This is a genomic window from Saccharibacillus endophyticus, from assembly GCF_013185185.1.
GTDB lineage: Bacteria > Bacillota > Bacilli > Paenibacillales > Paenibacillaceae > Saccharibacillus > Saccharibacillus endophyticus.
In genome coordinates, this window is sequence record NZ_JAAZWE010000006.1 from 406,433 (window position 1) to 420,900 (window position 14,468).

The following is a 14,468-nucleotide window of genomic DNA, read 5'->3' on the forward strand; positions in this document are numbered from 1 at the left end:
CCTTGCCCGTAGCTCCAAGCTCCAAGCTCCGCAGAAATTTTAAACGGTAAACTTCGAAATCGAATCCTTCAGCTCGTTCGACGCATTGCTCAACTTCGCGGACAACTCAACGAGTCTCACGCCGACATTCTGCTGCTCGCTGCTCAGCGACGCCACTTCCTGCGACGTCGCCGAAGATTCTTCGGCGACTGCGCTGACGCTTGTCATCGCTTCGGCCATCGTCTTCTGCGCGCTTCCCAACTCGCCGATCGAAGTCGTTACGCCGTCAAGCTTACCGGAGAACAGTTCCATCTGCTCTTGAACGGAATCGAAAATTCCTGTCGTCTGCTTCACGGATTGGACTTGTTCTTGGAACATCGGATACACGGCCGAAAGCGTACGTACCGTTTCGTCCATCTCGGACTGGATGTTATCCGTGATTTCGCCAACCATATCGATCGATTCGCGCGAACGGCTTGCCAACTGGCGAATTTCTCCGGCAACGACCATGAAACCCTGCCCGGCTGCTCCTGCACGCGCTGCTTCGATTGTGGCGTTAAGCGAAAGGATATTGGTTTGCTTCGTAATATTCTGCATCACGTCGAGTACTTTCATGACCGAAGCCGTACTTTCTTTCAGCGCGTCGACTCTTGTCACCAACGAACGAACCATATTTTCCGTGCCGCCCGTCTGGCTCAGCAATTTATCGAGATGCTCCGTGCCTTGACGGCTCGCCGTTTGCACTTCGCGTGCGGAAACGTCCATTTCGCGGTTAGCCGAAACGACATTTTCCATCCGTTCGCCGATGCGTTCCGTCAATTCGGTGCTCTTCTCTGCTTCTTGAGCCAGACTGGATGCGCCGTTTGCGATTTCTTCCGTTGCAATCGCAATTTCGCGTGCGGAGCTTGCCGTTTGCTTGGAAGCTTGCTCCAACTCGCCTGCCGTGTCGAGAACCTGCTGTGCCGTATCTGTCGTTTGGCGAATCAGGTCGGTAATACGATCCATCATGCGGTTAAACGCACTGGACAACTCGCCGATTTCATCTTTGGAACGATAATCCGTGCGCACGCTCAGATTACCTGTCGCGCCTTCTTGCATCAGACCTTTCAAGTGTCCCAGTGGACGGCCGATCATCCGTACCATCCAGATCCCGATTACGACAGCGACAATAATCGCCACCAATACGAAGACCACGATCAGAGTCAGGATGCCCGCTGCACCTTCCATCAGAACTTCGACAGGAACGGTGCCGATCAATTTCCAACCGGAGCTTTCCATCGTATTATAAGCAGCCAATACGGTAGTTCCGAACTGCTTGGCTTCGAATTTTCCGTTTGCGCCCAACTCGTCTTGCTCAAATACGTAAGTGGTTGGTTGCCCTCCCGAGCCTTTGACGTCCGAAGCGACATTCGTGCCGTCAGCGGCCAACAATTCGATATGGCTGCCTTCGCCAAAGTTTACGGACGCCAACTGATCTTCCAGCGTTTTGACGTCAAGCTGCAAACCGATGATAAACTTGGCTCCGCTGCCGTTCGTCGTCGACATCAATCTTGCTAACGTATAGCTGCCCCGGGTCGCGTCCGTCGGAAGCCACAACACGTTGTTTTTTCCGCCTGTCAGATCCGCATACCAGGTTGTCCCCCGGATTTCTTCCGGAGTCGGCAATTGATTGCCCGCCGTGAAGAACTCGGTTGAAGTCTCGTCCGTAGGCAGGAAATAGATGGCTTGAAGACCGGTTGTAACGTTAACTTGATTGCTCAGCGATTCATTGATTTCACGAATAGCCTGGAAGCGGTCAAAGTCGGTTGCCGACCGTTGCAAATTATTGATCGCGTCCTGAATCTCCGGATTGAAGAAGATTTGCGTCGAAGAGTCCATATAACGCTGCAGGATGATATCGAGTTTCTGCGACGTTTGAATAACCGTTTGTTCATTCGCGGAGGCTGCGTTCTCTTTGATCGTATCGCGTGCTTTGACGTAGGACATGATGCCGAGCGACGATACGAACACAACCATGCTCGCAAGAAAAATAAAGAATAATCGAATGCCAACCGACTTACTCGGGTCGAGTGCGCGCCAGTTTTTCACGAAATCGAGCATCGCGGTTCCGAAATTTCGAGTGAAACGTTTCGATTTTGTAGGATTAAAACCTTTATTCTTGCCCAAAGACCTAAAAGCACTAAACCTTTTCTTTTTTAAAGCGTTATCATTTTGTACAGTGCCATCCGAACTATCTTCTAAATTCAACGGGAGCGTTTTCGGTAACGTTTTCTTTTTTTCGCGCACTTTTTTCGGCCCTTTGTCTTTTTTCAGCAGCTTCAGCGAAGGCTTCCCTTTTCCTTCGATCTTGCCGCCATCCGGCTCGAATACTGGGTTTTCCCCATTCTGCTCGCCCTGTTTCTTCATCATGCCCATGTCCCCACCCGCCAGTCATTAGAATCAGCGTTGTAACACCGGAAATTGAGAAAGCGCTCTCGCACTTGTCTATGTACCTATTTTCATCGTAAAAAAGTCCGGGATTACAAAATGCTGGATATCTCTATTATCGGCATAAGCAAGCAAAAAGCAAAGGGAAATACGCACTTTTCCAAAAAAATTTAGCTTAAAATCAAAACCCTTCAGATCCGCTAAAGATTTGAAGGGTTTTGAAAGGAGTCCTAAAGAACCATGACCGAAGTCATTCAACTATATTCTATTTTTTTACATTCTTTTTGCGCATCATGTCGAAATAACGCAGCGGCCGGTCTACTTTCAACTTCACTCGCTGCATCGGGTGACGAGCGGCGTCCAGTTCATTGCCTTCTTCGTCCCAGATCGTTCCGACGGTTTGCTTGAAGAACGTACCGTTCGGACCGAAAAATTCGATTTCCGTGCCGGGCTTGAAATGGTTACGCTGTTGAATCGTCGCGATTTCCGTTTCCGCGTCGTAATCGAGCACCAATCCCGCGAAGTCGTAAGGTACCGCTTTTTCTTCCGGCTCGTAGATATGATCTTCATGATCCGGCGTATCGTAGAAGAAGCCGGTGTTCAGCGGACGGTTGGCGGCTTTATTCAGCTCTTCCATCCATTCGGGCTTCAGCACGTAATGGTCCGGGTCGGCCATATACGCATCGATTGCTTGACGATACACGTTAACCACCGTTGCCACATAGTGGATCGACTTCATGCGTCCTTCCACTTTGAAGCTGTCGATGCCGACCTCGATCAAATCAGGAATCGAACCTAGCATGCATAAGTCTTTCGAACCCATCGTAAACGCGTTGTCTTCCGCCAGGAACAACGGATTACTTTCCGTTTCCATCTGCTGTTCTTCGGATACCCATTCTCCTGCCGGCGAAGAATTTTCGAAGAGATCGTATTTCCAACGGCAGGATTGGCAGCAGCCGCCCCGGTTCGAATCGCGGTCCGTAAAATGGTTCGACAGCACGCAGCGGCCCGAATACGACGAGCACATCGCGCCGTGGACGAACGATTCGATCTCGATATCGACGTTCTTTTTGATCTCGGCGATCTCTTCCAGACTGGTCTCGCGACCCAGAACGACGCGCGGCAGTCCTTCTTCTTTCCAAAACTGCACGGCCTGCCAGTTCAGCGTCGACTGTTGGGTACTCAAGTGAACTTCGATCAGCGGAGCCGCCGTTTTGGCCGTCTCCACGATGATCGGATCGGCCGTGATGATCGCCGCAATCCCCGCATCCTGAAGATTGCGAAGATACTCGGCAATCCCGTCCAGATCCTCTTCATGAGTGTAGATATTGGTCGCAACAAATACTTTGGCTCCGTATTTGTTCGCGAACTCCACGCCTTCCTTCATTTCTTCAAAGCTGAAGTTATCCGCGTTTGATCGCAAGCCGTAGGCTTGTCCCCCGATATAAACGGCGTCTGCCCCATAGTGCACGGCAAATTTCAGCTTTTCCAGATTGCCGGCCGGCGCCAGCAGCTCGGGTTTGTCCAGACGATAACGTTTCCCTTTATGCTGCGGCTTCGATTGAACCGGCGTTTGTGTCATTTCCACGTTGCAATCCCCTTCCCTTTCTCAATAAACCTGTTCTTTATAGAAAAATCCGAACGAAAGCTCGCGACGCGGATCCTGCAAATCACGAATCTCGTCCAACCAAGCTTCATCGAACGCGTAGCTTTCCGGGTCGGACGCGAAAGCGTCGATGGCTTTGCGATACGCACGCGCGGCTGCCGCGTTATAAGCTGTATTTTTCAGAATTCCTTCGATCTTGAAGCTCTGCACGCCAGCCTCCATCAACAGATGCAGGTCCTCCAGAATACAGATATCGCCGGAACTCATAATATGCGTACCGTTGGAATCCTCGTAAATCGGGAATAATTCATCGCGGCGCTCGGCTTCGATCAGGTACAACCCGCGATTCAGTCCGACATTATCATCTTCCACAGGTCGTCCTTGATTCGCCATATAGCTATGCACCAGACTGCGCTTGGAGTGATAAATGTTCGTCATGCCATGCACCTGCACCTGAGCTTCCACTTCCAGATGCGGCATCATGCCCGTCACTTCGTCCATGTTCAGCTCGCGTGCCAATACCACTCGCGTTGCGCCGCGGCGTCCCCAATAGTTCGACGTACCGTGATTTGTCGAAGTCATTTCCGCGTTCCAGTGCAGCGGCATATCCGGCAGCAATTTGCGCGCTTGCATCAATACGGAAGGATCGCCGAATTCGATGCCGTCGACGCCGATCTCGCCCATTTTCTCCAAGTAGCCCGGTAGAGCAGGCAGCGTATCATTATCCATCAAGTTGTTGACGCAAACATAAATTTTAATGCCTTTCGGATGTGCAAAAGCAACCGCCTCTGCGATCATCTCCGGCGCAAATTCACCGGGCAGACGCATTCCGAATTTCTCTTCCCCCAACAAAAAAGCATCGCAACCGGCTTCCGCCAGTGCTTTCAATTCATCCAGTGTGCCGCAAGTTGCCAACAATTCGGGTCTGTATCCCAAAACGGCCACCCCCTTCTTTATTCCTTATCGAGGCAAGCCGTTCAATCAGTTGCCGCCGGCCTTGCTTTCTTCGATATTTTGTTCATGTTCGGCAAACGTTTCGGCGAATAAGTGCTCACCCGAGCCGTCTTTTTTCGTCACGTAAAAGAAATAATCCGACGCTTCAGGCTGAAGTGCCGCTTCAATCGACTTCAAACTCGGCGAAGCGATCGGCCCCGGAGGAAGTCCTTCGTTTTTATACGTATTATACGGGCTATCGATCTCCAAATCGGAGTACAGCAACCGCTCCTTCTGCTCACCCAATGCGTACTGGACAGTGGCATCGATCTGAAGCTTCATCGGGTCGTTCAACCGATTGTAGATGACTCCCGCGATCAGCGGACGTTCCGAGTCTACGACCGCTTCGCGTTCAACCAGCGAAGCCACGGTTAACAGCTCGTGTACAGTCAGACCGCGTTCTTTTAGCGAATTGTCGAAGTCCGGAATCGATTGCAGCTTCTTGCCGGTTTCCTGCACCAATCGACGAACGACGTCTTCTTCGGTTGCATCCGTACTAAATTCGTACGTATCCGGGAACAAATAGCCTTCCAGCGCATACTGAAGTCCTTCTTTATCCGGAACGCCCGCAGGCAGGTCATCTGCAAATTTCTCCGGTTCGCGAGTCAGCTGGCGAATCGCTTTCGCATCCCAGCCTCCGGTTTCGCTGAGCCGATCTGCAATTTGCTTGATCGTAAAGCCTTCCGGAATCGTCACTTTGACCGAACCCTGCTGATCGCCGGATGCCGAAGCCGCGCCCGCTTTTTGGTTCAAAGCCGCCGTGATGGCTGCATAATCGGAACCTGGAAACAATTCATGCATCCCGGCTTTGAAGGAACTTCCTTCATTCTCGATTCTTAAATAAATTTTGTACAGAAGAGCGCTTCGAATCAGCCCTTCTTCCTGCAAGCGGTCGGCGATTCCGGCAGTACCGGTTCCTTCCGCGATCTCAAAAGCAACCGCTTGATCCGAAGCCGGAACGGGACGCATCGAAGCGTAGACAAAGGCCCCGATCGACGCGATGAGCAGCAATACAATCAGGAAAAAAGCCAGCGGTGCTTTGGATCTCTTTTTCGTTTTCGTCACTACGGCGCACATCCTTTTCAGGCTTCCGGTGTGGAAAATCGAGTAAAAAGGGCGGACTGCTCCGCCCTTTTACGTTTTTTTGCGCACGGCAAAGCGGACCAGGCTTGCCGGGTCCGCTTGCTTTACCGATTCCCTTAGATTTCTTCCGGGAAAGTGAGTTCGTCGAACAGCTCGGCTACATTTTCCCACTCGTCATCGTCGTCGATCGTCGTCAATTGAACTTCTCCTTGCGGAGAAGTTTCGATCTTGAGAATCTGCACATCGTCATCGGCTCCGGCGTTCTCGTTTTGCAAAACCGCGTAAGCGCCGCCGCCCACTTCGAACTCTTTCAAGATTCGGTACGTCACCGATTCGGCATTCTCGTCGATCAGCTCGACATCCAATCCGTATACTTTTTCCAACTTGTTCGTGTATACGACTTGACTTGCGGAAAATTCAGTCATAGCTTTTATTCCTCCCCGTCCAATTCGGCAACAAGTGTATTGAAAGTCTCTTCGACGATCTGCCATTCGGCTTCGTCTTCAATTACATAGAGCTTCAAATCATCGTCGTCTTCCTCATAGCGGAATGCATAGACTTCGTCTGCTTCTTCATCATCCGAATCCAGCGGAACAACCATCATGTACTTGCTGTCAGAGCCGTCCACTTCGAATTTCATGATGACTTCAAAACCTTCTTCCTGACCTTCTTCATCAGGGATATAAATAATTTCCGGCTCTTCGCCTACGAGATTAGAATCGTTTGCCATGCCCGTCACCCTTTCACCGTTTTGATTTGGAATCGAGATAATTTTGCAAGATCAGACCCGCCGCAATCTTGTCGACGACCTGTTTGCGCTTCTTGCGACTGACATCAGCTTCGAGCAGCGTTCGCTCGGCGGATACTGTTGTCAGACGTTCATCCCAGAGGTGAACAGGCAGACCCAGCAATTCCCGCAGCGACTCGGCGAACTCGATGCACAGTTCGCCGCGCGGACCGATCGTGCCGTTCATGTTTTTCGGAAGACCGACAACGACCTCTTCGGCTTCATTCAGCTTCGCAAGCTCGACGATCCGCTGCAAATGCGAATCGTCTTCGCGGCGCTGGATGACTTCGATGCCTTGCGCAGTCCAGCCGAAGGCGTCGCTCACCGCGACGCCGATTCGGCGATCCCCGTAATCGAGACCCAGCAATTTCATGATACCTATCTCCTATCGAAGCTTGGACAAATAAGAACGGACAAGCTCTTCGATCAGCTCGTCGCGCTCCTTCTTGCGGATCAGGCTTCGCGCGTTGTTATGTCTCGGGATGTAAGCCGGATCGCCGGACAATAAGTAGCCTACAATCTGATTGATTGGATTGTACTCTTTCTCCACAAGCGCGTCGTACACGGTAAGCAAGATCTCCTCCGCGGAAGTTTCTTCATCGCCTTGTACGTTGAACTTTACAGTTTTGTCCATGGAATCCATAAGGATTACACCTCGCTTCGCAAAGCGTCCGCGTGCACGCGGCGCGCCTTGACGCCTTAATTGTTGAATCTTATTTATCATATCACACTTTTCCCGGATCAAGAAACGGGGAATCGGGTGACGATGAAGGCCAAGAATCAAGCGTTCAGCGATTGTTCAAGAACGGATACGGCCTTATCGAGTGCTTCTTGCAGCTTCGATGCATCCTTGCCGCCGGCTTGCGCCATGTCGGGACGGCCGCCGCCTCCGCCGCCGCATACGGTCGCGGCTTCCTTAACCAGCTTGCCGGCATTCAAGCCGCGCGCCGTCAGCTCTTTTGGAACGACAACGACAAAGTTGACTTTGTCTTCGGAAGGCGCGCCCAATACCAATACGGCTTGAGGCAGCTTCACTTTCAGTTCATCCGCCAACGAACGAAGGCCGTCCATATCGGAAGCCGATACTTTTTCAGCCAAGACCTGTACGCCGCCCACTTCGCGAACATTGTCCGTCAGCTGACCCGCTTCGATCGCGCCCAGCTTGCCGCGAAGCGATTCGATCTCGCGTTCTGCATCCCTGAGCTGTTTGTTCAGGCCGTCGATCCGCTTCGGAACTTCGGTAACCGGCGTCTTGAGCGTTGCTGCCGATTGCTTCAGCAGCTCAAGCTGCTCGTCGAGGTACAGATAAGCACCGCGACCCGTCAAAGCTTCGATGCGGCGCACGCCGGAACCGATGCCGCTCTCGCCGACAAGCTTGAACAATCCGATTTCGCTCGTATTGCGAACATGGCAGCCGCCGCACAGTTCCAGGCTGTAATCGCCGATTTCGACCACGCGGACGATATCGCCGTATTTTTCGCCGAACAGCGCCATCGCTCCCATTGCTTTGGCTTCTTCGATGCCTTTGAGTTCGATTCGCACGTTGACGCCTTTCCAGATCTGCTCGTTCACGCGGCGTTCCACATCGGCCAGCTCTTCTTGCGTAATGCTGCCGAAGTGCGAGAAGTCAAAGCGCAGACGCTGCGGTTCGACGAGGGAACCTGCTTGGTTAACATGCGTGCCCAGCACTTCTTTGAGCGCTTTATGAAGCAAATGCGTCGCCGTGTGATTCTTCTCGATTGCCGTGCGCGAATCGCGTTCCACGCTTGCGCGAACATCGTCGCCGACGTGAAGCTCGCCGGATTCGACGGTGACTTGGTGCACGTGTTGGCCGCCCGGCGCTTTTACCAGACCTTCGACATTCAGCGTTCCTGTAAAGGAAGAGATGGTCCCCACGTCGCTGACCTGGCCGCCGCTTTCCGCGTAGAACGGAGTCTTGTCCAATACGACGAGCGCCGAATCGCCTTCGCCTACGGATTCTACGATTGCGCCGTCTTTGATCAGAACGACGATCTTCGCTTCGACAGACGTTTCACCGTAGCCTACGAATTCGCTTGCCGCTTCCAGTTCGGACAATGCGCCGCCCTGGATGTTCATGCCGCCGCCTTTTTTATGCGCTTCACGGGCTCTTGTACGCTGCTCTTGCATCGCCGTCTCGAATCCGTCGCGATCTACCGTCATGCCGTGTTCCAATGCGAAGTCTTCGGTCAGGTCGAGCGGGAAGCCGAACGTGTCGTACATTTTAAACGCGTCTTCGCCGCCGATCACGCTCTCGCCTACTGCCTTGGCACGCTCTGCCGTCTCCGTCAGAATCGCCAGACCGTCGGACAACGTCTTGAGGAAACGTTCTTCTTCCAGACGAATCACGCGTTCGATCAGTTCGCGGCTATCTACGATTTGCGTGTAGTATACGCCCATTACGTCGCCTACGGTGCGAACCAGCTCATACAGGAACGGACGGTCAAGCCCGATTACGCGTCCGTAACGAACGGCGCGACGGAGCAAACGGCGAATGACGTAACCCCGACCTTCGTTCGAAGGCTGAACGCCGTCGCCGACAGCGAACGTTACCGTACGCACGTGGTCGGCGATGACTTTAAGCGCAACGTCATGCTCTTCGCTTACGCCGTACTCGATTCCTGCAAGCTTCGCCGTATGTTGAATCATCGGCTGGAACAGATCCGTATCGAAGTTCGAGTTCACGTCCTGCAGAATGGAAGTCAGACGCTCCAGGCCTGCGCCCGTATCGATATTTTTGTTCGGAAGCGGCGTGTAGCTGCCGTCTTTATTGTGGTTGAATTGCGAGAATACGAGGTTCCATACTTCAAGGAAACGCTCGTTTTCGCCGCCCGGATACATCTCCGGATCGTTCGGGTCCAGCACGCCGTAAGCGTCGCCGCGATCGTAGAAGATCTCGCTGCACGGTCCGCAAGGGCCTTCGCCGATATCCCAGAAGTTTTCGTCCCCTAGCTTAATGATACGTTCGGCCGGCAGACCGACTTTCGTATTCCAGAGCATGAAAGCTTCTTCGTCTTCCGCGTATACGGTTACGCTGATGCGCTCCGGATCGAAGCCGATCCATTGCGGCCCGGTGAGGAACTCCCACGCCCACGTGATCGCTTCTTCTTTGAAGTAATCGCCGATCGAGAAGTTACCCAACATTTCGAAGAAGGTATGGTGACGACGCGTCTTGCCCACGTTCTCGATATCGTTGGTGCGAATACATTTTTGCGAGTTGGCGATTCTCGGATTTTCCGGCTTCACGCGGCCGTCGAAATACGGTTTCAGCGGTGCCATGCCCGCATTGATCCACAGCAGGGACGGATCGTTGTGCGGCACAAGCGGCGCGCTCGGTTCGATATGGTGACCTTTTTGTTCGAAGAATTCAAGCCATTTGGAGCGGATTTCACTAGCTTTCATCATTTTCGGACCTCCGTTTATGAATGTTAAAAAACATAAAAAACGCCCCTGAAATATTCAGGGACGATTGCTCGCGGTACCACCCTGGTTATCGCCCCATGACTTCGGTCTGCATCAAGCAGCATGAAGGCAAATATGGACGATCTCCTCGTTCGCGTCCGTTAACGGGGACGAGTCGGCTGCGGCAAAAATCTGCCAAGCACTCCGGAATCAGCTTTCGGTCCGTTGGCCTCCCAGGCTCTTCCACCCATGTGCCGAACGCACAAGGAGCCTGTTCGCTGAGGAGGCGTCCCTTCAGGACGTACTTCATTCCTTCATCGTGTTACCTATTATGGATGAATGCTTTCCCAGTATATCGGGCACCCGAATTTCTGTCAATGAGAAAGCAACCGACAGAACAGAATCCGCAAAAAGCAAAAAAAGGCGAAAGAACCCGGGAACAAACTCGCTTGAGTTCCCTTGTTCTTCCGACCTCGTCTGATACTTATTTAGGAAGCTCTCGACTCCGCATGAAGCTGATGTGCGGTATCCGCCGCATTTTCCAGACAAAACAAATCGTCCAGCGAACTGAGCGTTCCGTCTTTTTCAACTTGATAAACCGACATCTTTCCGGCATTAACGGTCAATTCGATAAAGCAGCTCCAGCAGTAGAACTGATGCGAGCCGATTTTCCCGATATCTTTGGAACTGCAATTTGGACATTTCATTATGGGGATCACCTATCCGTCCGCTTATTTGAATGTCATGAAGAAGTCTGGCCTTCTTCCGATTGAACGATTATTCACAATCTGAATCACGAAACAAACTTATGCTTGACGTTGGTCTATTTCGAATCGCCCTGCGGGGCATATCAATGATTGATACGCACGCGGCCGATAATCGTTTCAATTTTTTTGACGACTATTTCGATTTCCTTCGAAGTATTACCCAACCCGAAGCTGAATCGAATCGCGGAATGCAAAACATTTTCAGGCAAATTCATGGCACGCAATACATGGGAAGTCTCCAGCGAACCCGACGTGCATGCCGAACCGCTGGCTGCGGCAATCCCTTCCATGTCCAAGTTCATCAACATCGTCTCGGTCCCCACGGCCGGGAAGCTGATGTTCACGACATGTGCCAATGTGTGCTCAGGGTCTCCATTAACAACAAACCGATCCTCGCCGATTGCCGTCTTCAACCCTTCCACAAGCTGGTGACGCAATCGAATCGACTCCGCATGGCGTTCATCTAGCCCGGATACGGCCAGTTCGACGGCTTTGGCAAATCCGGCCATTCCGGCCAGGTTCTCCGTGCCCGCGCGGCGCTTGCGTTCCTGATTACCTCCGTGCAGCAAAGCAGGCAGTTTGATATGCGGCGCTACGTACAAAGCCCCGATCCCTTGCGGACCGTTGATTTTATGCGCCGAGAAACTGATCAGGTCCGCGTTCAATTCCTCGCAGTCGATCTTCAGCGAACCGAGTGCCTGAACGGCATCCGTATGGAACCAAATACCCTGTTCACGAGCAAAAGCGCCAATCTCGCGGATCGGCTGCGTCGTGCCTACCTCGTTGTTCGCCAACATCACGCTGATCAGCGTCGTGTCCGGACGAACATGTTCGCGAATCCAATTCAGGTCCACGCGCCCGAACGTATCGACAGGAATGTACTCCACCTCAAACCCCTGTTCCGCCAGCCGTTCGGCCGCGTGCAGCACGGCATGATGCTCGATCTGCGATACGAGCAAATGGCGCCCCCTGTCCATGCGAGCCATGGCTGCACCGAACAGCGCCGCGTTGTCGCTCTCCGTACCGCCCGATGTGAATACCAGATCGGACGGACGGGCATGAATGGCGGCCGCGATCCGTTCGCGCGCCGAGCTGACGATTCGCTTGGCGTCGCGTCCGAACGCATGCACGCTGGACGCATTGCCGTAAGTTCCGGTCATAATGCGCAGCATCTCTTCGGCGACAAGCGGATGCACCGGGGTAGACGCTGCATGATCCATATAAATTCTGTTCATTTTTGCGTTCACCCCAACTTAAATGTAGAACATATAATTATCCGGTTCGCCCTTATCTCGGAACGAGATCAGATCGCCCAGCGTCGTCGAATCGATCACGTCGGCGATGGCGTCACGGATTTTTTTCCACAGATCGCGCTTGGCCGGGTCGTCTTCTTCGGCGAAGTCCACAACCGAGATCGGACCTTCCAACACGCGAATAATTTCGCCTGCCGTTACCGTATCGGGATCACGCGACAAGATGTAGCCGCCGTAAGCGCCACGGATACTTTTCACCAGACCTCCGTTACGCAGCGGGGCAATCAATTGCTCCAGGTAATGCTCGGACAACGAGTTTTTCTCGGCGATACTTTTCAGGGAAGTCGGTCCTTCGCCGTATCTTGCTGCAAGTTCCATCATAATGGTTAAGCCGTAACGGCCTTTAGTCGATATCTTCAATAGAGGCACCTCTTTCGATTCATTCGGGGTTATAGCCTGTGTATACTCAGACTATCGTAACATAATCGCGGAGTGTGATGCACTACAGAATCTATGCTTTGCGAAAATGTCCGCGCGGAAAGGACTTGTTGAGTTTTAAAATAAGGCGGGACAGTCGTAAATATCCGTTTTTTGTGGTAAAATGTTGCGGAGCGCGCGCGGATGAACGGCGAGAAAATCCTGTTCGGAAAAGAAGCTTGGCGGCTCCGGGATGAATTCGTTCCGGTCGCGTGTTGAAATCGGCAAAAAGGATTGGATTCAAAAAGGAATTTTCCCGATTTCAAAGGCGAACATTTCATTCCTCCACTGAATTCATCCCTCCGCCTGCTGCTTCCGTTCGCAAACTGATTTCTCGACACTCTCAAACGCGCAGAGCGCGTTATTTCGTTTTTAGTTTGATTTGATGAAGCTCGAACACATTTCTTATAGAAGACGGTGATAGATATGAATAAATCTCCTCAAGAAACACGGGTAGTGGTCGGCATGTCCGGCGGGGTCGATTCTTCGGTTACGGCGCTGCTGCTCAAGGAGCAAGGGTATGACGTGATCGGGATCTTTATGAAAAACTGGGACGATACCGACGAGTTCGGACATTGCACGGCCGAAGATGATGCCGAGGATGTTCGTCGCGTTTGCGAGAAGATCGGGATTCCTTACTATACGGTCAACTTTGAAAAGGAATACTTCGACAAAGTGTTCTCGTATTTCCTGGATGAATACAAGCGCGGACGGACGCCGAATCCGGACGTCATGTGCAACCGCGAGATCAAGTTCGGCGAATTCTTGAACAAAGCGCTGGATCTGGGAGCCGATTATGTAGCTACCGGACATTATGCGCGGGTAACGGAAGAGAACGGCGAATTCAAGCTGCTGCGCGGCGTGGACAACAATAAGGACCAGACGTATTTCCTGAATGCGTTGAATCCGTATCAACTGTCCAAAACGATGTTCCCGATCGGCCATTTGCCGAAACCGGAAGTTCGTCGGATCGCGGAAGAAGCGGGCCTTGCGACGGCACGCAAAAAAGACAGTACGGGAGTATGTTTTATCGGCGAACGCAACTTCCGCGAATTCCTCAGCGGTTATCTGCCGGCCAAATCCGGCGAGATGGTCGATATCGCAACGGGCGAATCGAAAGGCCGTCATGACGGGCTGATGTATTATACGTTCGGACAACGCCAAGGATTGGGCATCGGAGGTTCCGGCAACGGCGAGCCTTGGTTCGTAGCCGACAAAGATTTGGAAAACAACATTCTGTATGTGGTACAAGGCGATAAGCATCCGAGCCTGTACTCCACCGGTCTGGTCGCAAGCGGCGTGACGTTTGCTTCGGGACGGGACGAATTGGCGAACGGTTCTCTGACCTGCACGGCCAAATTCCGTTATCGTCAACCCGATCAAGGCGTGACCTTGACCCGCCTCGAAGACGGATCGGTCCATGTTGCCTTTGCGGAGAACCAAAAAGCGATTACTCCGGGTCAAGCAGTCGTGTTCTACGACGGAGAAACTTGTCTCGGCGGCGGCACGATCGAAACGGTCGAGAAAGTTCCTTACGGAGCAACCGAACAAGCAGGTATCTTTTAAAAATTACCGATTGCTTTCTTCGCCCGATGCGACATAAAAAAAGAAGCCCGCTGTTCACCGTATAAGGTGAGCAGCGGGCTTCTTGCTTACGAGCTGTGCGTTATATTCGA

Annotated in this window: 13 protein-coding genes; 1 reads left to right on the forward strand and 12 read right to left on the reverse strand. The window is 52.4% G+C overall.

Features of this window, described 5'->3' with window-relative positions:
- Positions 1 to 39 precede the first annotated feature (39 nt).
- The 12 genes from HRQ63_RS26310 to cymR form a co-directional block, all read right to left on the reverse strand.
- Positions 40 to 2,067, reverse strand: coding sequence for a methyl-accepting chemotaxis protein (locus tag HRQ63_RS26310; protein ID WP_172247220.1), 2,028 nt, complete (start codon positions 2,065 to 2,067; stop codon positions 40 to 42).
- 604 nt (positions 2,068 to 2,671) lie between these two features.
- Positions 2,672 to 3,988 (reverse strand): peptidase U32 family protein, encoded by a 1,317-nt coding sequence (locus HRQ63_RS21585; RefSeq protein ID WP_172247291.1) that lies wholly within the window; start codon positions 3,986 to 3,988, stop codon positions 2,672 to 2,674.
- Between the two features lie 27 nt (positions 3,989 to 4,015).
- Positions 4,016 to 4,948, reverse strand: a complete 933-nt coding sequence (locus HRQ63_RS21590) for a peptidase U32 family protein (RefSeq protein WP_172247221.1) — start codon at positions 4,946 to 4,948, stop codon at positions 4,016 to 4,018.
- Positions 4,949 to 4,993: 45 nt separating this feature from the next.
- The gene (mltG, locus tag HRQ63_RS21595) at positions 4,994 to 6,070 is read right to left on the reverse strand and encodes an endolytic transglycosylase MltG (protein ID WP_229714083.1); all 1,077 of its coding nucleotides are present in this window, start codon (positions 6,068 to 6,070) and stop codon (positions 4,994 to 4,996) included.
- Positions 6,071 to 6,204: 134 nt separating this feature from the next.
- Positions 6,205 to 6,513, reverse strand: a complete 309-nt coding sequence (locus HRQ63_RS21600) for a DUF1292 domain-containing protein (protein WP_172247223.1) — start codon at positions 6,511 to 6,513, stop codon at positions 6,205 to 6,207.
- A 5-nt stretch (positions 6,514 to 6,518) separates the two neighbouring features.
- Entirely contained in the window at positions 6,519 to 6,818 is a 300-nt protein-coding gene (locus tag HRQ63_RS21605; RefSeq protein WP_037290266.1) for a DUF1292 domain-containing protein, read from the reverse strand.
- 13 nt (positions 6,819 to 6,831) lie between these two features.
- Positions 6,832 to 7,248, reverse strand: coding sequence for a Holliday junction resolvase RuvX (ruvX, locus tag HRQ63_RS21610; RefSeq protein WP_172247224.1), 417 nt, complete (start codon positions 7,246 to 7,248; stop codon positions 6,832 to 6,834).
- A 12-nt stretch (positions 7,249 to 7,260) separates the two neighbouring features.
- A complete protein-coding gene (locus tag HRQ63_RS21615; RefSeq protein ID WP_037290272.1) occupies positions 7,261 to 7,518 on the reverse strand; it encodes an IreB family regulatory phosphoprotein in 258 nt (85 codons plus the stop codon).
- 137 nt (positions 7,519 to 7,655) lie between these two features.
- Entirely contained in the window at positions 7,656 to 10,295 is a 2,640-nt protein-coding gene (gene alaS / locus HRQ63_RS21620) for an alanine--tRNA ligase (RefSeq protein ID WP_172247292.1), read from the reverse strand.
- A 488-nt stretch (positions 10,296 to 10,783) separates the two neighbouring features.
- A complete protein-coding gene (locus tag HRQ63_RS21625) occupies positions 10,784 to 11,002 on the reverse strand; it encodes a hypothetical protein (RefSeq protein ID WP_172247225.1) in 219 nt (72 codons plus the stop codon).
- A gap of 143 nt (positions 11,003 to 11,145) precedes the next feature.
- Positions 11,146 to 12,297: a cysteine desulfurase family protein gene (locus HRQ63_RS21630; protein ID WP_172247226.1), complete on the reverse strand. Its 1,152-nt coding sequence runs from the start codon at positions 12,295 to 12,297 to the stop codon at positions 11,146 to 11,148.
- An 18-nt stretch (positions 12,298 to 12,315) separates the two neighbouring features.
- On the reverse strand, positions 12,316 to 12,735 hold the full coding sequence (gene cymR / locus HRQ63_RS21635; RefSeq protein ID WP_037290279.1) for a cysteine metabolism transcriptional regulator CymR: 420 nt from the start codon (positions 12,733 to 12,735) through the stop codon (positions 12,316 to 12,318).
- Between the two features lie 483 nt (positions 12,736 to 13,218).
- Here cymR and mnmA point away from each other — a divergent pair, with 483 nt between their 5' ends.
- Positions 13,219 to 14,358: a tRNA 2-thiouridine(34) synthase MnmA gene (gene mnmA / locus HRQ63_RS21640; protein WP_172247227.1), complete on the forward strand. Its 1,140-nt coding sequence runs from the start codon at positions 13,219 to 13,221 to the stop codon at positions 14,356 to 14,358.
- Positions 14,359 to 14,468 lie beyond the last annotated feature (110 nt).